Source organism: Streptomyces sp. NPDC001781 (genome assembly GCF_053596035.1).
In genome coordinates, this window is sequence record NZ_JBSFFI010000028.1 from 33387 (window position 1) to 53950 (window position 20564).

12 protein-coding genes are annotated in these 20564 nt (G+C 73.4%); 3 read left to right on the forward strand and 9 right to left on the reverse strand.

From position 1 onward, the window contains the following. Positions 1 to 128 precede the first annotated feature (128 nt). Positions 129 to 2441, reverse strand: coding sequence for an ATP-dependent DNA helicase UvrD2 (locus ACWCV3_RS23185; RefSeq protein ID WP_451227316.1), 2313 nt, complete (start codon positions 2439 to 2441; stop codon positions 129 to 131). 111 nt (positions 2442 to 2552) lie between these two features. Between ACWCV3_RS23185 and ACWCV3_RS23190 the strand changes: the two genes are divergently transcribed. After that, on the forward strand, positions 2553 to 2810 hold the full coding sequence (locus tag ACWCV3_RS23190) for a mycoredoxin (protein ID WP_451227319.1): 258 nt from the start codon (positions 2553 to 2555) through the stop codon (positions 2808 to 2810). Between the two features lie 139 nt (positions 2811 to 2949). On the opposite strand, the gene nudC is transcribed toward ACWCV3_RS23190, so the two are convergent. The 5 genes from nudC to ACWCV3_RS23215 all read right to left on the reverse strand — a co-directional run bounded on the left by nudC (position 2950) and on the right by ACWCV3_RS23215 (position 12818). Next, positions 2950 to 3894 carry an NAD(+) diphosphatase gene (gene nudC / locus ACWCV3_RS23195; RefSeq protein WP_451227322.1) on the reverse strand — a complete coding sequence of 315 codons (945 nt, stop codon included), beginning with the start codon at positions 3892 to 3894 and terminating at the stop codon, positions 2950 to 2952. 122 nt (positions 3895 to 4016) lie between these two features. Beyond that, positions 4017 to 5423: a dipeptidase gene (locus tag ACWCV3_RS23200; protein ID WP_451227325.1), complete on the reverse strand. Its 1407-nt coding sequence runs from the start codon at positions 5421 to 5423 to the stop codon at positions 4017 to 4019. A 10-nt stretch (positions 5424 to 5433) separates the two neighbouring features. Beyond that, positions 5434 to 8856, reverse strand: a complete 3423-nt coding sequence (locus ACWCV3_RS23205; RefSeq protein WP_451227328.1) for a UvrD-helicase domain-containing protein — start codon at positions 8854 to 8856, stop codon at positions 5434 to 5436. Between the two features lie 85 nt (positions 8857 to 8941). Next, the gene (locus ACWCV3_RS23210; protein WP_451227331.1) at positions 8942 to 12286 is read right to left on the reverse strand and encodes an ATP-dependent helicase; all 3345 of its coding nucleotides are present in this window, start codon (positions 12284 to 12286) and stop codon (positions 8942 to 8944) included. Positions 12287 to 12446: 160 nt separating this feature from the next. Then, entirely contained in the window at positions 12447 to 12818 is a 372-nt protein-coding gene (locus ACWCV3_RS23215) for an MGMT family protein (protein ID WP_451227334.1), read from the reverse strand. A gap of 183 nt (positions 12819 to 13001) precedes the next feature. Between ACWCV3_RS23215 and ACWCV3_RS23220 the strand changes: the two genes are divergently transcribed. Beyond that, a complete protein-coding gene (locus ACWCV3_RS23220) occupies positions 13002 to 15761 on the forward strand; it encodes a lysylphosphatidylglycerol synthase domain-containing protein (protein WP_451227337.1) in 2760 nt (919 codons plus the stop codon). Positions 15762 to 15874: 113 nt separating this feature from the next. Continuing rightward, a complete protein-coding gene (locus ACWCV3_RS23225) occupies positions 15875 to 17416 on the forward strand; it encodes an alpha/beta hydrolase (protein WP_451227340.1) in 1542 nt (513 codons plus the stop codon). Between the two features lie 191 nt (positions 17417 to 17607). Here ACWCV3_RS23225 and moeZ read toward each other — a convergent pair whose 3' ends face one another. The 3 genes from moeZ to ACWCV3_RS23240 form a co-directional block, all read right to left on the reverse strand. Beyond that, on the reverse strand, positions 17608 to 18786 hold the full coding sequence (moeZ, locus tag ACWCV3_RS23230; protein ID WP_451227343.1) for an adenylyltransferase/sulfurtransferase MoeZ: 1179 nt from the start codon (positions 18784 to 18786) through the stop codon (positions 17608 to 17610). Positions 18787 to 18850: 64 nt separating this feature from the next. Continuing rightward, entirely contained in the window at positions 18851 to 19591 is a 741-nt protein-coding gene (locus ACWCV3_RS23235) for a spherulation-specific family 4 protein (protein ID WP_451227346.1), read from the reverse strand. Beyond that, entirely contained in the window at positions 19579 to 20538 is a 960-nt protein-coding gene (locus ACWCV3_RS23240; protein ID WP_030807303.1) for an NAD-dependent epimerase/dehydratase family protein, read from the reverse strand. Before ACWCV3_RS23240 ends, ACWCV3_RS23235 begins: the two co-directional genes overlap by 13 nt. Between the last annotated feature and the right edge of the window lie 26 nt (positions 20539 to 20564).

The following is a 20564-nucleotide window of genomic DNA, read 5'->3' on the forward strand; positions in this document are numbered from 1 at the left end:
CTCTCGGCGTCTTGGGGACCGGTGTGAATCGGTCCTCGGATAGGGAAGTACAGCACGGATTCACGGCCTTCGAGAAGGCCGCCGTTTCCGTGCCTAGAACCTATGGGGATTCCCGGCGCGGGCGCAAACTATTTTTGCGACGAGTTCCGACCACCCGTACCGGCCGCGTCCGCGAGGTCGGTGCCGACTTCCTGGCCTGCGCAGATGGCCAGTACGTCGGTGCCGTACCGGCGCAGCTTGCGATCCAGGACGCCGGGGATGCGGGAGAGCTCGGCAGCGCAGTCGGGGCGGGTTTCGGCGATGGCCATCAGGGTGCGGTCGGTGAAGACGCAGAAGTCCGGCTGTCCGCTCTGTCCCGCCTCCGCCGCCCGCCATTCCCGCAGCCGCTCGTAGAGGCCCTCGTCCATGTCGGAGGGGCAGTCCTCGCAGCGCATCAGTTTCATCTCGCCGGCGTCGGTGAGGGTGCGCCCGCAGACCCGGCAGCGGGCCGGGCTGCGCTGGGCGCGCCGGGGTGCCGCCGGGAGGCCGCCGAGGGTGCCGCGCTCGACGCCGCCGGTGCCGGTCGCCGCCCGGCCCACGGTGGCGGTGGAGCCGGGGCGCAGTCCGTCGAGGAACCGGCTCGGCCTGCGGCCAGCCCTGCCGCCGGGCGAGCGGGCCAGCGACCAGGAGAGGTGGAGCCGTTCCCGCGCGCGGGTGACGCCGACGTACAGGAGGCGGCGCTCCTCCTCGATCTGCTCGTCGGTCCTGGCGTAGGTGATCGGCAGCATGCCCTCGGCGACGCCGACCAGGAAGACGGCGTCCCACTCCAGTCCCTTGGCGGCGTGCAGCGAGGCGAGGGTGACGCCCTGGACGGTCGGGGCGTGCTGGGCGGTGGCCCGTTCGTCCAGCTCCGCGACCAGGTCGCTCAGCGTGGCCTCGGGGTGGTTGGCGGCGAAGTCGTGGGCGAGGGCGACCAGCGCGGCCAGCGACTCCCAGCGTTCGCGGACGGCACCGGAGCCGGCCGGGGGTTGGCTGCTCCACCCCTCGCCGGAGAGCACGGCACGGACCTGCGAGGGCAGGTCGACCGCCTCGTCCAGCAGGGAGTCGTTGCCGCCGAAGCGGGCGGCGGCACGCAGGGCGACGCCCGCCTTGCGCACCTCGGGCCGGTCGAAGAAGCGCTCGGCACCGCGCAACTGGTAGGGGACGCCGGCGTCGGCCAGCGCCTGTTCGTAGGTCTCGGACTGGGAGTTGGTGCGGAACAGGACGGCGATCTCGGCGGCCGGGGTCCCGGCGGCGATCAGCTCGCGGATGCGGCGGGCGGCACCCTCGGCCTCGGCGGGCTCGTCGGTGTACTCGGTGTAGACGGGTTCGGGGCCCTGGGCGCGCTGGGAGACCAGTTCCAGCCGGTGGTCGGCTGCGCGGCCGTGGGCCTGGGCGAGCAGGCCGTTGGCGAGGCGGACCACCTGGGGGGTGGAGCGGTAGTCCCGGACCAGCTTGACCACCGTGGCGCCGGGGTGGCGGAGCCGGAAGTCGAGGAGATGGTCGGGGGTTGCTCCCGTGAACGAGTAGATGGTCTGGCTGGCGTCGCCGACGACGCACAGGCTGTCGCGGTCGCCCAGCCAGAGTTCGAGCAGCCGCTGCTGGAGCGGGCTGACGTCCTGGTACTCGTCCACCACGAAGTGCTGGTACTGGGCGCGTACCTGTTCGGCGATGTCCTGCCGGTCCTGGAGGACGGCGACGGTGAGCAGCAGCACGTCCTCGAAGTCGATGACGGCGCGGTCGCGCTTCAGGTTCTCGTACGCCGCGTAGAGGTGGGAGATCTCGGCCGGGTCGCGCGGTGTCTCGCGGCCCGCCTTCACAGCCGCGTACGGATAGTCGGCGGGAACGGTCTGGGTGACCTTGCACCACTCGATCTCGGCGGTGGCGTCCCGCAGCTCACCGCGGTCCAGGCGGAGACCGCAGGCGGCGGCCGCGTCGGCGACCAGCTGGATCTTGCGGTCGACCAGCCGGGGCAGTCCGCCGCCGATCGCTTTCGGCCAGAAGTACTGGAGCTGGCGGAGCGCGGCGGAGTGGAAGGTACGGGCCTGCACGCCCTGGGCGCCGAGCTGGCGGAGCCGTCCGCGCATCTCGCCCGCGGCGCGGTTGGTGAAGGTGACGGCGAGCACGCTGGAGGGGGCCAGGAGTCCGGAGCGCACCCCGTACGCGATGCGGTGGGTGATCGCGCGGGTCTTGCCCGTGCCGGCCCCGGCCAGGACGCACACCGGCCCGTGCAGGGCGGTGGCGACCTCGCGCTGCTCGGGGTCGAGCCCTTCGAGCACCGCGTCGGCAGAGTCCGGGGTCCGCGGGAAGAGAGGGGAGGGCGTTGCTGCTGTCACATGGCCATGCTGCCAGGTCTGCCGGGACCACCGCGTCGGTTGTCCACAGGCAGGACCCGATAGTCGTTCTAATGCGGCGGGTGTCACAGCGGCCGCGAGCGGCGGGTGTCACATCCGTGGGAATGCCCGCCGGGTCTCCCGCGTTGGCCCAGTGCACGACGTAGGACGTACCCCCCGGCCGCCTGAGGAGCGCGAGACATGCAGGGCACTGTGACGATGTACAGCACGACTTGGTGTGGTTACTGCCGCCGGCTGAAGGGCCAGCTCGACCGGGAGGGCATCCCCTTCACCGAGATCAACATCGAGCACGACCCGGAGTCCGCGGCGTTCGTGGAGAAGGCGAACGACGGCAACCAGACGGTGCCGACCGTGCGCGTCGTTCCCATCGGGAGTGGCTCCGAGGTCGTCATGACCAACCCGAGTCTCGCCCAGGTGAAGCAGGCGCTCGGCGCCTGACCCCGAGAACCGCGGGAGACCCCGGCCGCCACTGCGGTGGCGGCCGGGGTCTCCCGCGTCCGGGGCCTCTCGTTCGGATCACGCCGGGCTCGCGGGGGCCGGTGCCGCCCCTGATCCGGCCTGATCCGGACGAATGACCCTAGAAGGCGCTGCGGGTCGGCAGCGGCTTGCCGTACCACATCTCGATCAGCCGGGCGGCGATGGAGATGCCGTAGGGCGGCAGCACCTCGCCGGAGTCGAAGGCGGCGCCCAGCTCGTCGCGGGAGAACCAGCGGGCCTCCTCGATCTCCTCGCCGTCGGCGTCGATCTCGGTGGAGGTGGCGTGGGCGAAGAAGCCCAGCATCAGGCTGGACGGGAACGGCCAGGGCTGGCTGGCGACGTACTCGACCTCGCCGACCGTGATGCCCGCCTCCTCGAAGACCTCGCGGCGCACCGACTGCTCGATGGCCTCGCCGGGCTCGACGAAGCCGGCCAGCGTGGAGAAGCGGCCCTCGGGCCAGTGCACCTGCCGGCCGAGCAGGATGCGGTCCTGGCCGTCGGTCACCGCCATGATGACCGCGGGGTCGGTACGCGGGTAGTGCTCGGCACCGCAGGCCGGGCAGCGCCGGATGTGCCCGGCGGCGGCGATGACGGTGCGCTCGCCGCAGCGGGAGCAGAAGCGGTGGGTGCGCTGCCAGTTCTCCAGGCCGACCGCGTGCACCATCAGCCCCGCGTCCCGCGGGGAGAGCAGCAGGCCCGCCTCGCGCAGTCCGGCGGGACGCGCGGACTGGTCGATGCGGCCGGGCAGGGAGTCCTTCTGGAGCGCGAAGTAGCTGACGCCGTCCTCGTCCTCGCCCAGGAAGTAGCGGTGCGCCTCGGTGAGAGGGGCCTCGAAGGACGGGGTCATGACGAGTTCGGTGCGCCCGTCGGGCGTCTCGTCGATGAGCACCTGGCCGCCGGAGACCACGAAGCAACGGGTCGTGGGATGGCTCCACGCCGCCGCGAGCCAGGCTTCGTCGAGCCGGTGGTGGGCGGCTCGGTCGATGCCGCTCGGGGCGGTGAGCGAGATGGGTCGGTCAGCGGTGTGGTCGGTCCGGGTGGTCACTGGTGCTTCCAACTCCCCCAATGAAACGGGCGGTTCGGCGGGACACGGGTCTGGGCACCGCGGCCGGGCCGGGCGGTCCTTCAAGTGTGCCCGGCGCGGTGCCGTTCCCGAACGGCGGCTGTTCAGCGGCGGACGGGGCGCCAGTTCTCGGCGAGGTCGCTCCACAGGTGGGCGCTGGTCTCGACGCCCTTGAAGAGCAGGTCCAGCTCGATCTTCTCGTTCGGCGCGTGCCAGCCGTCGGAGGGTACGGAGATGCCGAGGAAGAGGACCGGGGCGCCGAGCACCTCCTGGAGGTCGGCGGCGGGGCCGGAGCCTCCCTCGCGGGTGAACCGCACCGGCTTGCCGAAGGCGCGGCCCATCGCGCGGGCGACCGACTCGAGGGCGGGGTGGTCGAGCGGGGTGAGGCAGGGGCGCGTACCGGGGCTGAACTCGATCTCCAGCCGGATACCGGGAGGCGCCTGCCGTTCGGCCCAGTCATGCACGGCCTTCTCGACGGCGCCGAGGTCCTGCCCGGCGACCAGCCGGAAGGACAGCTTCACCACGGCCGAGGAAGGGATGATCGTCTTGCTGCCGGCGCCCTGGTAGCCGCCGCCGATGCCGTTGACCTCGGCGGTGGGGCGGGCCCAGACGCGCTCCAGGGTGCTGTATCCGGCCTCGCCGTGGGCCGCGTACGACTTCGCGGTGCGCAGCCACTCGGCCTCGTCGAAGGGCAGCTCGGCGAGGAGTTCCCGCTCGCGGGCGGTCAGCTCGACCACGCCGTCGTAGAAGCCGGGTACGGCCACGCGCCCCTGTTCGTCGTGCAGGGCGGCGACCAGGCGGGCGGCGGCGGTGGCCGGGTTGGGCACGGCGCCGCCGAAGGAACCGGAGTGGATGTCCTGGTCGGGGCCGTACAGCCGGATCTCGCACTCGGCGAGGCCCCGCATGCCCGTGCACACCGTCGGGGTGTCCTCGGACCACATGCCGGTGTCGGAGACGATCACCGCGTCGGCGGCGAGCCGGTCGGCGTGCTCCTCCACCAGGGCGCGGAAGTTCGGGGAACCGGACTCCTCCTCGCCCTCGATCAGCAGCTTGAGGTTGACCGCCGGGGCGGAGCGGCCGGTCGCGGCGAGGTGGGCGCGGACGCCGAGTGTGTGGAAGAACACCTGGCCCTTGTCGTCGGCGGCACCGCGCGCGTGCAGCCGGTTTCCGCGGACGACGGGCTCGAAGGGGTCGGTGTCCCAGCCGTCCTCGCGGGCGGCGGGCTGGACGTCGTGGTGGCCGTAGACCAGCACGGTGGGGGCCTCTGGGTCGTCCGAGGGCCATTCGGCGTAGACGGCCGGGGCGCCGGCGGTGGGCCAGACCTCGGCCACCGGGAAGCCCGTCCCGGTCAGTTTCGCGGCGAGCCAGTCGGCGCTGCGGCGGACATCGGGGGCGTGTTCCGGCTGGGCGGACACGGACGGGATGCGCAGCCACGCGGCGAGGTCGTCGAGGAAGGCGGCGCGGTGCCGTTCGATGTACGCGTGGACGGCGCTGTCCGGGGTCTGGCTCATGCTGACGAGCCTATCGGCCCGCGCGGACATCCTCGGCGGGCGGTTCGTCACACCCGGGCGGCCCCTTCGCCCCGGTTCCATCCCCTTCGAGCAGTCGCGCCAGCTCCTCCCGGCCGGGCAGCGGGTCCGGACGGTCGACCTCCCCGGTGCGCACGTACAGGAACGCGGCCGTGACCCGTTCGGGCTCGATGCCCTGCTGCTCCGCCCAGGCCAGCCGGTACACGGCGAGCTGCAGCGGGTCCGCCTCGCGCGTGCGGCCGGTCTTCCAGTCGAGGATCTCGTACGTGGCGTCCGCGCCCTCGCCGTCCTTGTAGACGGCGTCGATCCGGCCGCGCACCACCCGGCCGGCGAGGGTCATCTGTACGGGCACCTCGACGCGGTACGGCGTGCGCCGGGCGTACTCGGTGCGCTCGAAGGCTTCCTTGAGGGCTTCGAGGTCGGCCTCGTCGGCGATCTCGGCGTCGGTGCCGGGCAGGTCGTCCGGTTCCAGCAGGGGCAGCATCAGCTCCTCGTAGCGGGACTCGACCCAGGCATGGAAGCGGGTGCCCCGGCGCGCGGCCGGCTGCGGGGGGCGCGGCATGGGGCGGGCGAGCTCCTGCGCGAGCCCGTCGGGGTCCTCGGCCAGGCGGAGCATCTGGGTGGCGGTGAGTACGGCGGGCAGCGGTACGTCGACGACACCGCGCCGGGCGCGCATCAGCTCCCCGGCGAGGGCGTCGAGGTCGCGGTCCCAGGAGGCGACCGCGCGGGCCTCCTCCGGGGTGAGCAGCTCGGGGGCGGACGCCTGGTGCGGGACGGGGGAGGCCGGGCGGTCGGCGCTCGGGGAGTCCCACTCGCCGGGCTCGCCGGACTCGCCGAACGCGTCGTAGGGCTCCTCGTCCTCCGGTGGCGCGGTGGGCCACTCGGGGTCGTCGTACGGGACCGGGACGGTGGCGGGCGGGGTGCGGAGGTGGGCGCGGACCGCGCGGGCGGCCCGGTGACGGCGTTCGAAGGCCGTGGCGTCCAGGGGCAGCGGCCATGCCCGGCCGGCGCCGGCGGCGCGCAGGGCGGGGTTCTCGTCGTCCTCCCCGGGGGCCTGCGCCCACACCTCGGTCTCGCCGTACCCGGCGGCGCAGTGGTCGTGCAGGGCCGTCAGGAAGTCGGAGGGGCCGCGCGGCTTCTTCTGGCTGGGGCCCCACCAGTGCCCGGAGCCGAGCAGGAGCGAGCGGGGGCGGGTGAAGGTGACGTACCCGAGGCGGAGTTCCTCGGTGAGCTGGTGCTCCTTCATCGCCTCGTGGAAGCCCTTGATGCCCTTGGCGTCCCAGGAGTCCACGTCGGGCAGGGTGGCGGTGTCGCCGCGCAGGGCGTGCGGGAGCACCTTGGCCTGCGCGGTCCACTTCTCGCGCCCCTGGGCACTGGGGAAGGTGCCCTTGACCAGGCCGGGGACGGCGACCACGTCCCACTCCAGCCCCTTGGACCTGTGCGCGGTGAGCACCTTGACGGTGTTCTCTCCGCCGGGCAGCGCGTTGTCGAGGCCCTTCTCGTACTGGGCGGCGGTACGCAGGAAGGCGAGGAAGGCGAGCAGGGTGGCCTCGCCGTCGCCGGCCGCGAAGGAGGCGGCCACGTCGAGGAAGTTGGACAGGGTCTCGCGGCGGCGGGCGGCCAGCGCGTGCGGGGACGCCGACAGCTCGACCTCCAGGCCGGTGACGGCGAGCACCCGGTGCAGCACGTCCATCAGCGGGTCGGAGAGGCTGCGGCGCAGGTCGCGCAGTTCGGCGGCGAGGCGGGCGAAGCGCACGCGCGCCTCCGTGGAGAACGGCAGGTCGTCGTCGTACCCCTCGGTGCCGAAGGAGGTCTCCAGGAAGGTGTCCAGGGCGTCCGCGAGCGAGGTGATCTCGGAGGGGTCGACGCCCTCGACGGCCTCCGCGAGCCTGCGGTCGGGATCGTCGGTGCCGTCCGCGCGCGCGTGGGTGACGAGCAGCCGGGCGCGGCGGCCGAGCAGGGCCAGGTCGCGCGGGCCGATGCGCCAGCGCGGACCGGTGAGCAGCCGCACCAGGGCGGCATTGGCGCCGGGATCCTGGAGCACCTCGCACATGGCGACCAGGTCCGCGACCTCCGGCAGGTGCAGCAGCCCGGACAGCCCGACGACCTCCACCGGCACGTCGCGGGCGACCAGCGCGCCCTGGATCTCCGCGAAGTCGGTCGCGGTGCGGCACAGGACGGCGATCTCGCCGGGTGCGGTGCCGGTGCGCACCAGGTGGGCGAGGGAGTCGGCCAGCCAGTCGATCTCCTCTGCGTGTGTGGGCAGCAGGGCGCAGCGGACCAGGCCGTCGCGTTCGGCGCCGGGGGCGGGACGGAGCGCCTCCACGCCCGCGTGCATGGCGCGCAGGGGCTCGGCGAGGCCGTTGGCGAGGTCGAGGAGGCGGCCGCCGCTGCGCCGGTTCTCGCTGAGCGCCTGCCGGGCGGCGGGGCTGCCGTCGGCGCGGGCGAAGTGCTCGGGGAAGTCGTCCAGGTTGGCGACGGACGCGCCGCGCCAGCCGTAGATGGCCTGGCAGGGGTCGCCCACGGCGGTGACGGGGTGGCCGGTGCGCTGCCCGAAGAGGCCCGCGAGCAGGACGCGCTGGGCGACCGAGGTGTCCTGGTACTCGTCCAGCAGGACGACCCGGAACTCCCCGCGCAGCAGGCGGCCGACCTCGGGGATCCGGGCGAGGCGGGCCGACAGGGCGATCTGGTCGCCGAAGTCGAGCAGGTCACGGGCTCGTTTGGCGGCCCGGTAACGCTGGACGAGGCCGGCGAGCTCCGCGCGCGCGGCGAGCGTCTCGGGAACCTTGCGCAGGTCGGCGTTGCTCAGCCTGACCCCGTCCAGGGTGGTCAGCAGGTCGGCGTCCCAGGCGCGCAGGTCCGCGGGGTCGACCAAGTGCTCGGACAGCTCGGAGTCGAGCGCGAGCAGGTCGGTGACGAGGTCCGCGAAGGAGCGGGTGAGCGCCGGATAGGGTCCCGGCGCCTCGCGCAGCACCCGGGCGGCGAGCTGGAAGCGGGTGGCGTCCGCGAGCAGCCGCGAACCGGGCTCCAGGCCGAGACGCAGTCCGTGGTCGGCGAGCAGGCGCCCGGCGAAGGCGTGGTACGTCGAGATGACGGGCTCGCCGGGCGGGTCGTCCGGGTGACTCGCGTCCGGGTCGGTGATCCCGGCCCTGACGAGCGCCTTGCGGACGCGTTCGGCGAGTTCGCCGGCCGCCTTGTTGGTGAAGGTCAGGCCGAGCACCTGCTCGGGGGCGACCTGGCCGGTGCCGACCAGCCAGACCACGCGCGCGGCCATCACGGTGGTCTTGCCCGAACCGGCTCCGGCCACGATCACCTGCGGGGCGGGCGGCGCGATGATGCAGGCCGTCTGCTCCGGGGTGAACGGGATGCCCAGCAGCTCCTTGAGCTGCTCGGGGTCGGTGAGGTGCGCGGGCATGCGGGGAAGGCTAGCGGCGCCCGCCGACAAGCGGACGCCCGCACTGTGGAAACCGCAGGTCGGCGAGGTGCGGTGGTGCCCTACGTCACTCCACCACGTGCCGTCCCTCGGGCCGGGCGCTGCACGAGGCCCGGAAGGAGCAGTGCGCGCAGTGCTGGCCGGTGGCCGGGGTGAACCGTTCGTCCAGCACCTTTCCGGCCGCCGTGGCCAGCAGGTCCCCGACCCATTCGCCCTCCAGCGGGTCCTGGGACTGCACCTTGGGCAGCGTCTCGCCGCCGTCCTTCTTCGCCGCGCCCTGCCGGAGCTGGACGAGTTCCGCGCCGCCGGGCCGCGGGCGCTCGCCGTCGAAGGCGTCGTCCACCGCGCCCTCGGCCACCGCGAGCTGGTAGACGGCGAGCTGGGGGTGGCGGGTGACCTCGGCGGCGGTGGGCGCGTTCTTGCCGGTCTTGAAGTCCACGACATAGGCCCGGCCGTCGCCGTCCGTCTCGACGCGGTCCATCTGGCCCCGGATGCGGACCTGGTACTCGCCGGCCTCCAGGGTCACGTCGAAGTCCCGCTCGCTGGCGACGGGGGTGCGGGTGGCGCGGTCCAGGACGTGCCAGTTCAGGAAGCGTTCGAGCGCCGCGCGGGCGGTCTCCTTCTCCTGGGCGGACTTCCAGGGCGCGTCGAAGGCGAGCGCGTTCCACACCGAGTCCAGGCGTTCCATCAGGACGTCGAGGTCGGCGGGGGTACGGCCGGAGGCGACCTCGTCGGCCAGGACGTGGACGACGTTGCCGAAGCCCTGGGCGGCCGTGGCGGGCGCGTCGGCCTTCACCTCGCGGCCCAGGAACCACTGGAGGGCGCAGGTGTTGGCGAGCTGGTCCAGCGCGCTGCCGGACAGCACCACGGGCTGGTCCCGGTCGCGCAGCGGCACCTTGCTCGCGGTCGGCTCGTACATCCCCCACCAGCGGTCCGGGTGGGCGGCGGGCACCAGCGGCCGGCCGTCCTCGTCCGCGAGCGCGGCGAGCCGGGCCAGCCGGCGCGCGGCCGCGTCCCGCAGCCCCTCGGAGACGTCCGGATCGACGGTGGTGGCGCGCAGTTCGGCCACGAGCGCGGCGACCGCCAGCGGACGGCGCGGGCGGCCGGTGACGTCGCGGGGCTCGACGCCCAGCTCGGTCAGGAAGCGGGACGGCTGGTCGCCGTCGTCGGCCGGTGCCTTCACGGCGGTGACGACGAGACGGTCCCGCGCGCGCGTGGCGGCCACGTAGAACAGCCGGCGCTCCTCCGCGAGCAGCGCGCCCGGGGTCAGCGGCTCGGCCAGGCCGTCCCGGCCGATCCGGTCGGCCTCCAGCAGGGAGCCCCGGCGGCGCAGGTCGGGCCAGAGCCCCTCCTGCACGCCCGCGACGACGACCAGCCGCCACTCCAGCCCCTTGGCGCGGTGCGCGGTCATCAGGCGCACGGCGTCGGGGCGTACCGCGCGGCGGGTCAGGGTGTCGGCGGCGATGTCCTCGGCGGCGATCTCCTCCAGGAAGTTCAGTGCGCCGCGTCCGCCCGTGCGCTCCTCCGCGCGGGCGGCGGTGGCGAACAGGGCGCAGACGGCGTCCAGGTCGCGGTCGGCGTTGCGGCCGGCCGCTCCCCCGCGCCGCGCGGCCCGCTCCAGCCTGCTGGGCCAGGGCGTGCCGTTCCACAGCGCCCACAGCGCCTCCTCGGCGGTCCCGCCCTCGGCCAGGCAGGCGCGTGCCTTGCGCAGCAGCGCGCCCAGCCGCTGCGCCCCGCGCGCGTAGGCCGGGTCGTGCGCGACGAGCCGCTCCGGCTCCGCCAGCGCCCGGGCGAGCAGCACGTCGGAGGGGGCGGGCAGGGCCTCACCGGCGGCGCGCTCCTCCTCCCGCAGGGCCCGGCCGAGCCTGCGGAGGTCGGCGGCGTCCATGCCGCCGAGAGGCGAGGAGAGGAGTGTCATGGCGGTCTCGGCGCCCGGCCAGGGGGTCTTCGGGGCCTGGGTCCCTTCGGTTTCCCCCGCCGACCCCGCCTCGGCCCCGTCGGCTTCCCCGGCGGACCCCGCCTCCGCCTCCGCGACCGTCCGCAGCGCCGTCAGCAGGGGCGCGACCGCCGGTTCGTGGCGCAGGGGCAGGTCGTCGCCGTCGATGTCCAGGGGGACGCCCGCCGCCGTGAGGGCGCGGCGGAGGGTCGGGATGGTGCGGGAGCCCGCGCGGACGAGGATCGCCATCTCGTTCCACGGGACGCCGTCCTCCAGATGGGCGCGGCGGACGATGTCGGCGATGTTGTCCAGCTCGGTGCCGGGGGTCGGGTAGGTGTACACCTCCACGCGCCCGCCCTCGCGGACCGCCGTGGGTCCGCGGTGGACGCGGAGTTTCTCGGCGGGGAGCTGGGACAGCGGCATGCGCTGGGTGATCCGGCGGGTCGCGTCCAGCAGACCGGCCCCGGAGCGGCGGGAGGTGCGCAGCACCTCGACGGGCGCCGGGCGGCCGTCGACGCGCGGGAAGGCGGCCGGGAAGTCGAGGATGCCGTTCACGTCGGCGCCGCGGAAGGTGTAGATCGACTGGTCGGGGTCGCCGAGCGCGACGAGGGTGCGCCCGCCCCCGGCCAGCGCGTGCAGCAGCCGTACCTGTGCGGGGTCGGTGTCCTGGTACTCGTCGACGTAGACGGCGTCGTAGGACGCGGCGAGGTGTTCGGCGACCTCGGGGCGGTGGGCGAGGAGCACCGCGCGGTGGACGAGTTCGGCGTAGTCGATGACGCCCTGGAGGTCGATCACGTCGAGGTACTCGGCGAGGAAGGCGGCGGCCGCGCGCCAGTCGGGGCGCCCGATGCGGCGCGCGAAGGCGTCCAGCGCTCCGGGCTCGAGCCCCAGCTCGCGGCTGCGCGCGAGGACCGCGCGGACCTCGTCGGCGAAGCCGCGGGTGGTCAGGCAGGCGCGCAGGTCGTCGGGCCAGCGCACGTGCGTGAGTCCGAGCCGCTCCAGCTCGGGCTGCCCGGCGAGCAGCTCGCGCACGGTGACGTCCTGCTCTGGGCCGGAGAGCAGCCGCAGCGGCTCCGCGAAGCGGTCGCCGTCCTGGTGGGCGCGGACCAGGGCGTAGCAGTAGGAGTGGAAGGTGGTGGCGCGGGGGGCGCGGGCGGCGCCCATGCGCCGGGCCATCCGGTCGCGCAGCTCGACGGCGGCCTTGCGGCTGTAGGTCAGCACCAGGATGCGTTCGGGGTCGTCGCCCCGCGCCACGCGTGCGGCGACGGACTCGACCAGGGTCGTGGTCTTGCCGGTGCCGGGCCCCGCGAGGACGAGCAGCGGGCCGCTCCCGTGCTCGATCACCGCGCGCTGGGCCGCGTCCGGGCGGGGCGGCGGCGCCTGGACGGGCGGGGTGCGGAGCAGCCGGTAGGCACCACGGGGCGCCTGCCGGCCCTGGGGGTGCGGCAGGCGCCTCGTGGAGGAGGTGATGCTCACGTGGTTCGCCGGTCCTGATACTGGTGCGGGGTGGTCGCGGGGACGTACGAAGGCGTGGTGTCTCGGAGGCGTCCCGCCCCACGAACGTACGTCATGTCGCCGGACGTGCCCGATGTCCCCCGTGCGAGCGGATGTGAGCCGCGACCCTTGCCGGAGGTCCTCAGCTGTGGTGCGCGTCGCCCCCGTCCCAGCGGGCCCGTCTCATGTCGAGGCGCGGCAGATGCCCCTCGGCACCGCGCGAGGCCTGCTTCAGCGGGGTGCCCTCGGCCCGGTACCGGTCGAGGGCGCGCAGCTCGTGGCCGGGCAGCAGCGCCCCGTCGGCCCGCACCACGCGCCACCACGGCACCGCGCCCCCGTACAGCGCCATGACCCGGCCCACCTGGCGCGGCCCGCCCTCCTCCAGCCACTCCGCGACGTCGCCGTAGGTCATCACCCGGCCCGGCGGAATCCGCTCGGCCACCTCCAGCACGCGCTCGGCGTACTCCGGGAGTTCGTCCGGGCGCCCCTCCCCGGCAGGGCTCTGCTCGCTCATCCACCCCATCCTGCCGTACGCCTACGACAACGGGACGAGGCCCACCAGGGACGTCCGGACCGGTCCTCGGGCCGCCGGATCGCACTTTTCGCACCCCATCCGCACCCTGATGCCCCCTCGTGCCCCTCAGTCGTGCCACCATCGTGCGGGCGGTGACTGGTGATACGAGACCAAGAAGAGACCATGAAGCAGCAGGGTGTGCACGACGACGCGGAGGGCACCTCCGGCGCGTCCGCGCGCCCCGAGGCCGCCCGCGAAGCGGGCGACGGCCCCTTCGAGGACGCGAACGCACGCGCGCGTGAGGGCGGCGTCCCCGCGCGGGCGTACGCCCCGAGGCGCCCCTCCGACGACGTCCTGGAGGAGGTCGAGGGCGACGAACCGCTGCTCCCCGCGCGCGTGCACCGCCCCTCCGACCTCATGCGGCTCCTGGTGGGCGTGCTGGCGATCGCCCTGCTGCTCGCCGTCGCCGCCTTCGCGCACGGCACCACCTCGGGGCTCGAACAGGACATCAACAAGGGCACCGGCCAGGCACCCGACCTGCTGATCAAGATCGCGGGACTGGTGTCCAGCATCGCCATCCTGCTGGTCCCGGTGGCCTTCGCCATCGAGCGGCTGATCAAACGCGACGGGCTGCGGATCGCGGACGGTGTCCTCGCCGCCGTCCTCGCGCACGGCGTCACCCTCGCCACGGACCTCTGGGTGGCCCGCGCGGCGCCCGGCTCCATCCAGGAGGCGCTGACCCAGCCCGCGCCCGGCGACATCCACGCGCTGACCGACCCGGTGCACGGCTATCTCGCGCCCGTCATCGCCTACATGACGGCCGTCGGCATGTCCCGCCGACCCCGCTGGCGCGCGGTGCTGTGGATCGTGCTGCTGCTCGACGCGTTCTCCATGCTGGTCACCGGCTACACCACGCCGTTCGCCATCATCCTGACGGTGCTCATCGGCTGGACCGTCGCCTACGGCACCCTCTACGCGGTGGGCTCGCCCAACGTCCGTCCCACCGGCCGCACCCTGATGGCCGGCCTGCGCCACGTCGGCTTCCACCCGGTCAGCGCGGTCCGCGAGGAGGGTCCGGAGGCGGAGAACGGCGACCGGGGACGGCGCTACTTCGTGACCCTGGAGGACGGCCCGCCGCTGGACGTGACGGTCGTCGACCGGGAGCAGCAGGCGCAGGGCTTCTTCTACCGGGCCTGGCGCAACCTGACCCTGCGCGGCTTCGCCACCCGTTCCAGCCTGCAGTCCCTCAGGCAGGCCCTGGAGCAGGAGGCACTCCTCGCCTACGCGGCCATCGCGGCCGGCGCCAGCGCACCGAAGCTGATCGCCACCTCCGAGCTGGGTCCGGACGCGGTCATCCTCGTCTACGAGCACACCGGCGGCCGCACGCTGGACTCGCTCGCCGACGACGAGATCACCGACGAGCTGCTGCACAAGGTCTGGCACCAGGTGCGGGCGCTGCAGTCCCGGCGTATCGCGCACCGCAGGCTCGCGGGCGACGCCGTTCTGGTGGATCGTTCCGGCAACGTGATCCTCGCCGAGCTGCGCGGCGGGGAGATCGCGGCGGGCGATCTGCTGCTGCGCATGGACGTGGCCCAGATGCTCACCACGCTCGGCCTCAGGGTCGGCGCCGAGCGGTCCGTGGCCTCGGCGGTGGCGGTGCTCGGTCCGGACACGGTGGCCGACTGCCTGCCGATGCTCCAGCCCATCGCGCTGACCCGCTCCACCCGCGCCACCCTGCGCAGGCTGGGCCGGGAGCGCGCGCAGCGGGAGCGGGAGGCGGTGCTGGAGTCGTCCCGGCTGGCCAAGCAGGCCCGGCTGGAGGCGGCCTCCGAGGAGGGCGCGGCGCCTTTGGGCAAGCCCGACAAGAAGACCGTCCGCGCCGAGCAGCGGGCCGAGAAGCGGGCCATCGACGAGGCGATCGACGAGGCCCGCGAGGAGGACCTGCTCACCCAGATCCGGCACCAGGTGCTCCGGATCAGGCCGCAGGCCCCGGTCGAGCCCGCCCGGCTGGAGCGCATCCGGCCGCGCACGCTGATCAGCTTCATCGCGGGCGCGATCGGCGCGTACTTCCTGCTCACCCAGCTCACCCACATCGAGTTCGGCAAGCTGTTCGCGCAGGCCCAGTGGGGCTGGGTGGCGGCCGCCGTGGCGTTCTCCGCGCTCAGTTACGTGGCCGCCGCGATGTCGCTGCTCGGGTTCGTGCCGGAGCGGGTGCCGTTCGTGCGGACGGTGGCGGCGCAGGTCGCCGGCTCCTTCGTGAAGATCGTCGCTCCGGCGGCGGTCGGCGGTGTCGCACTGAACACGCGGTTCCTCCAGCGGCAGGGGGTGCGGCCGGGGCTCGCGGTGGCGAGTGTGGGCGCGTCGCAGCTGTTCGGACTGGGCTGCCACATCCTGATGCTGCTCTCCTTCGGCTATCTCACCGGCACCGAGAAGACGCCCTCGCTGTCGCCGTCCCGGACGGTCATCGCGGGGCTGCTGACGGTCGCGGTGCTGGTGCTGGTGGTGACGTCGGTGCCGCTGCTGCGGAAGTTCGTCGTCACGCGTGTGCGCTCGCTGTTCGCCGGAGTGGTGCCGCGCATGCTGGACGTGCTGCAGCGGCCGCAGAAGCTGGTCACCGGCATCGGCGGCATGCTGCTGCTCACCGGGTGCTTCGTGATGTGCCTGGACGCCTCGATCCGCGCGTTCGGCGACGAGTCGACGCACCTCAGCATCGCCAGCGTCGCGGTGGTCTTCCTCGCGGGCAACGCGCTCGGTTCCGCCGCGCCGACGCCGGGCGGGGTCGGGGCCGTGGAGGCGACGCTGACCGTGGGGCTGATCGCGGTCGGGCTGCCCAAGGAGGTGGCGGCTCCGGCGGTACTGCTGTTCCGGCTGCTGACGCTGTGGCTGCCGGTGCTGCCGGGATGGCTGGCGTTCAACCATTTGACCCGTAAGGGAGCCCTGTAGGGGCACGGGGCCGGTCCGTGCGCCCTTACGGGATCCCGTAGGGGTTGTCGTCCCCGTACTCCTTACGGCTCGTGCCCCGCGCGGAGTGGCGGGCGCGCCGTGAGGATGGCTGTATGCCGAACCCTTCCCGGCTTCGCGCCGCCGCCCTGACGACCAGTGCCGTGCTGATGGCCGCCCTGCTGTGCGGCTGCGGCGGGTCCGGGCACGGGGATCTGACGAAGCAGAGGCTTCAGTGGAAGGAATGTCCGGCCCCCTCGGAGGCGGAGGGCGGCGGCCCGGCTCCGTCGCCGCTGCCCGGCGGCGCGAAGTGGCAGTGCTCCACCATGCTGGCCCCCCTGGACTGGGGCAGGCCCAAGGGCGACACCATCGGCATCGCCCTGATCCGCGCCAGGACGGACGGCCCGGCGGAGGACCGGATCGGCTCACTGGTGTTCAACTTCGGCGGTCCCGGCGGCAGCGGTGTCACCACGCTGCCCGCGTTCGGCGAGGACTACGCGGCCCTGCGCACCCGGTACGACCTGGTCAGTTTCGACCCGCGCGGGGTGGGGCGCAGCGCGCCGGTGCTGTGCGAGAGCGACTCCCAGCTCGACACGTTCTTCCAGCAGGACGCGACGCCCGCGAACACCGCGGAGCAGAAGCAACTCATCGCCCGCACCGAGAAGTTCAACAACGCGTGCGAGCGGCGTTCCAAGAAGATCCTGCCGCATGTGCGCACCACGGACGCGGCCCGCGACATGGATCTGATGCGGCAGGTACTGGGCGACTCGAAGCTGCACTACTTCGGCATCTCGTACGGCACCGAACTCGGCGGTGTGTACGCGCACTTGTTCCCCAAGCACGTGGGACGGGCCGTGTTCGACGCGGTGGTGGACCCCACCCAGACGCCCGAGCAGGGGGCGCTCAGCCAGGCGCGCGGATTCCAGCTCGCGCTGGACAACTTCGCACGGGACTGCACCTCCAAGGTCGAGGACTGCCCGATCGGCGACACCGCGGACGACGTGAAGGAACGTATCGCCAAGCTGCTGAAGGACCTGGAGAGGAAGCCGATCCCCGGTATCCCCCCACGCCGGTTGACGCAGACCGCCGCCACCAGCGGCATCGCGCAGTCGCTGTACTCCAAGGACTTCTGGGAGTACCTCACCGAGGGCCTGGAGCAGGCGTACGAGGGGGACGGCAGGGTGCTGATGCTGCTCTCCGACTCGATGAACGGACGGTCGGAGAACGGGGAGTACAGCAACATCACCCCGGCCAACATCGCCATCAACTGCTCGGACGAGAAGCCCCGGTACACCCCGGCGTACATCCAGTCCAAGCTCCCCGCCTTCCGCGGGGCCTCCCCCGTCTTCGGCGACTACCTCGCCTGGGGCATGGCCGGCTGCACCGACTGGGCCGTCCCCGGCGCCGCCGACCACCCCGACGTCCACGCCCCCGGCTCCGCCCCCATCCTCGTCGTCGGCAACACCGGCGACCCCGCGACCCCCTACGAGGGCGCCCACGCCATGGTCGACGCGCTCGGCAAGGGCGTCGCCGTCGAACTCACCTACAAGGGCCAGGGCCACGGGGCGTACGACAGCAAGAACAGATGCGTCCAGAAGGCGGTCAACGACTACCTGCTGACGGGCAGGACCCCCGAGCCTAGCGCGGTGTGCTCCTGACGTTCGGCGCCCCTGGGGGCGCTCGGTAGGGCTCTCCGGCACGGTCCCCGTCAGCCGGGCCGCGTCAGCGCCCCGGGCCCCCGGATACGCCTCCGCGTCGTCCGCCGGGGACGCTGATCAGGGTGGGGACGGCGAAGGCCCACGGCCCCGAGCGTGAGTCGGGGGCCATGGGCCTCGGATGCCGGAAGGGCTCAGTACACCGGCTTGCCGGGCTCGATCTGGTTGACCCAGCCGATCACGCCGCCGCCCACGTGGACCGCGTCCGCGAAGCCCGCGGACTTCAGGACCGCGAGGACCTCCGCGCTGCGCACGCCCGTCTTGCAGTGGAGGACGATGCGCTTGTCGTGCGGGAGGGACTCCAGGGCGGTGCCCATGAGGAAGTCGTTCTTGGGGATCAGCTTGGCGCCGGGGATGGAGACGATCTCGTACTCGTTCGGCTCGCGGACGTCGATGATCTCGATGTTCTCACCGTCGTCGATCCACTCCTTGAGCTGCTTGGGAGTGATCGTGGAGCCGGCCGCGGCCTCCTGGGCCTCCTCGGAGACGACGCCGCAGAACGCCTCGTAGTCGATCAGCTCCGTGACCGTGGGGTTCTCGCCGCACACCGCGCAGTCGGGGTCCTTGCGGACCTTGACCTGGCGGTACTGCATCTCCAGGGCGTCGTAGATCATCAGGCGGCCGACCAGCGGGTCACCGATGCCCGCGAGCAGCTTGATCGCCTCGTTGACCTGGATCGAGCCGATCGACGCGCACAGCACGCCGAGCACACCGCCCTCGGCGCAGGAGGGCACCATGCCGGGCGGCGGCGGCTCCGGGTAGAGGCAGCGGTAGCAGGGGCCGTACTCGGACCAGAAGACGGACGCCTGGCCGTCGAAGCGGTAGATCGAGCCCCACACGTACGGCTTGTTCAGCAGCACGCACGCGTCGTTGACGAGGTACCGGGTGGCGAAGTTGTCCGTGCCGTCGACGATCAGGTCGTACTGGCCGAAGATCTCCATCACGTTCTCGGCTTCGAGCCGTTCCTCGTGCAGGACCACGTCCACGTACGGGTTGATGCCCTTGACCGTGTCCCGCGCGGACTCCGCCTTCGAGCGGCCGATGTCCGCCTGGCTGTGGATGATCTGCCGCTGGAGGTTGGACTCGTCGACCTCGTCGAACTCCACGATGCCGAGCGTGCCGACACCGGCCGCCGCGAGGTACATCAGCGCGGGCGAACCCAGGCCGCCGGCGCCCACACAGAGCACCTTGGCGTTCTTCAGCCGCTTCTGCCCTTCCATCCCCACATCCGGGATGATCAGGTGGCGGGAGTACCGGCGGACCTCGTCTACGGTGAGCTCGGAAGCGGGCTCGACCAGGGGTGGCAGCGACACGGGGACTCCGTTGGTCGGTCGATCACTACGGGTTGTTCTTCCCGTAACACTGCCACGGCCTTCTTCATTCCGAGACACCCGTCCCGACCCGCGAGACGAATTCGTCCCAGTGGCCGGGCATGGTCTCCCAGGGGTTGGCCCGGCCGCCGTGATCCGTGCGGTCGGTGAGGTAGACCGTCCCGGCACCCTGCCAGCGCGCGATGCGCAGCGCCTCCTCCAGGTGGCCGCGCGGCACCCCGTGCACGAAGTGGCAGAAGCGGCTCTCCGGGTGGTCGGCGGTCCACTCGGCCACCTGCGACCAGCGGTAGTCGGCCCAGGAGCCCCGGAAGGTCACCAACTGCTCGGCGTTCTCGGCGTAACCCGGACAGGGGTGCTCCCCGTGGCCGAGCACGATGTGGGTGTCCCCGGCGAGTGCGCGCAGCGTGGTGATCACCCGGCGGACGTCGGTCAGGTTTCTCCGGTCAGCGGGACAGCGTTCCAGCAGGAAGCCGTCGACGCGGTACCAGTCGAGGTGGCGGTGCGCGTCGGTGACCAGGTCGGCGAAGGGGCGCATGCCGTGCGCGAGGTCCAGATGGCCCAGCACGCGGACCCCGCCACCCCGCAGCCGGGCCGCCGCCGCCAGGCAGTGCGGATCGGGGCGGGTGCCGGGTCCGGCGGCGACATTGAGCACCACCCAGTCCAGCGGCGTCCCCGGGCGCGTCAGTTCGGCCCACTGGGCGGGCGCGGTCAGGGGGTGCGCGTAGTCGGGGACGCCGATCGCGGTGCGGACGCCGGTGACGGCGGTCGCACCGGTCAGATACGGCATGCCGCCTCCATCCAGATGTCCGCCAGGGACTCCTCCAGGTTGATCCGGGGCCGCCAGCCGAGCCGGTCGCGGGCGGTGCGGACATCCGCCTGCTGCCAGCTCCCGCAGCCGTCCGGGTAGGGGTACGCGACCGGCACCGCGTGGTCCAGATCACCGCGCGGATGCCCGATCTGCCCGCGCAACGGGCCGGGCGGCGCGTCGAGTTCGTTGAGCGCCCCGCCGTACCCGGCGACCCGCGCGAGGACCGTGGCCGCGTCGCGCAGGCGTACGGCCCGGCCGGATCCGATGTTGATCACGCCCTGCGCGGCGGACAGCGAGGCGGCGTGCACGGCGCGGGCGACATCGCGCACGTCGACGAAGTCGCGCTGGACGCCGAGCCCGGCGAGCTTGAGTTCGCCGTCGCCCGCCTGCATGGCCCGGCGCATGGCCTCCGCGAGCCGCCCCAGGGGTGACCCTGCCGGGGTGCCGGGTCCGGCCGGTGAGAAGACCCGCAGCACCACGGCGTCCAGCCCGGAGCCGAGGACCAGTTCGGTCGCCGCGAGCTTGCTGACCCCGTAGGGGCCGCCCGGCCGGGGCACGGCGTCCTCGGCGGTGGAGGAGCCGGGCTGGCTCGGCCCGTACTCGGAGCCGCAGCCGATCTGCACCAGCCGGGCCCCGCAGCCGCTGCGGCGCAGCGCCTCGCAGACGGTGGCCACGGCGACGGTGTTGTGCCGGGTGAGGTCGCGGGCGCCGCCCCGGGTGGCGCCCGCACAGTTGACGACGACGCCCGGGTGCACGGCGTCCAGGAACCGCGTGAGCGCGCCGGGACTGCCGGTGGCGAGGTCGAAGCGGACGTCCGCGTCGTCGCCCCGGCCCAGCGCGGTGAGCTGCACGGCGGGGTCGGCGAGGAGGCGGTCGGCGACGAAGCGGCCGATGTACCCGTTGGCTCCGATCAGCAGGACCCTCATAGGGCGGCCCCCGAGGTGCGCGCCGC

What these genes read in the sequence shown, in the direction of transcription:
- ACWCV3_RS23215 (WP_451227334.1), bottom strand. Translation starts at nt 12,818, where the DNA reads ATGAGCGAGCAGAGCCCTGCCGGGGAGGGGCGCCCGGACGAACTCCCG.
- ACWCV3_RS23205 (WP_451227328.1), bottom strand. Translation starts at nt 8,856, where the DNA reads ATGCCCGCGCACCTCACCGACCCCGAGCAGCTCAAGGAGCTGCTGGGC.
- ACWCV3_RS23220 (WP_451227337.1), top strand. Translation starts at nt 13,002, where the DNA reads ATGAAGCAGCAGGGTGTGCACGACGACGCGGAGGGCACCTCCGGCGCG.
- ACWCV3_RS23240 (WP_030807303.1), bottom strand. Translation starts at nt 20,538, where the DNA reads ATGAGGGTCCTGCTGATCGGAGCCAACGGGTACATCGGCCGCTTCGTC.
- ACWCV3_RS23225 (WP_451227340.1), top strand. Translation starts at nt 15,875, where the DNA reads ATGCCGAACCCTTCCCGGCTTCGCGCCGCCGCCCTGACGACCAGTGCC.
- ACWCV3_RS23200 (WP_451227325.1), bottom strand. Translation starts at nt 5,423, where the DNA reads ATGAGCCAGACCCCGGACAGCGCCGTCCACGCGTACATCGAACGGCAC.
- ACWCV3_RS23235 (WP_451227346.1), bottom strand. Translation starts at nt 19,591, where the DNA reads ATGCCGTATCTGACCGGTGCGACCGCCGTCACCGGCGTCCGCACCGCG.
- ACWCV3_RS23190 (WP_451227319.1), top strand. Translation starts at nt 2,553, where the DNA reads ATGCAGGGCACTGTGACGATGTACAGCACGACTTGGTGTGGTTACTGC.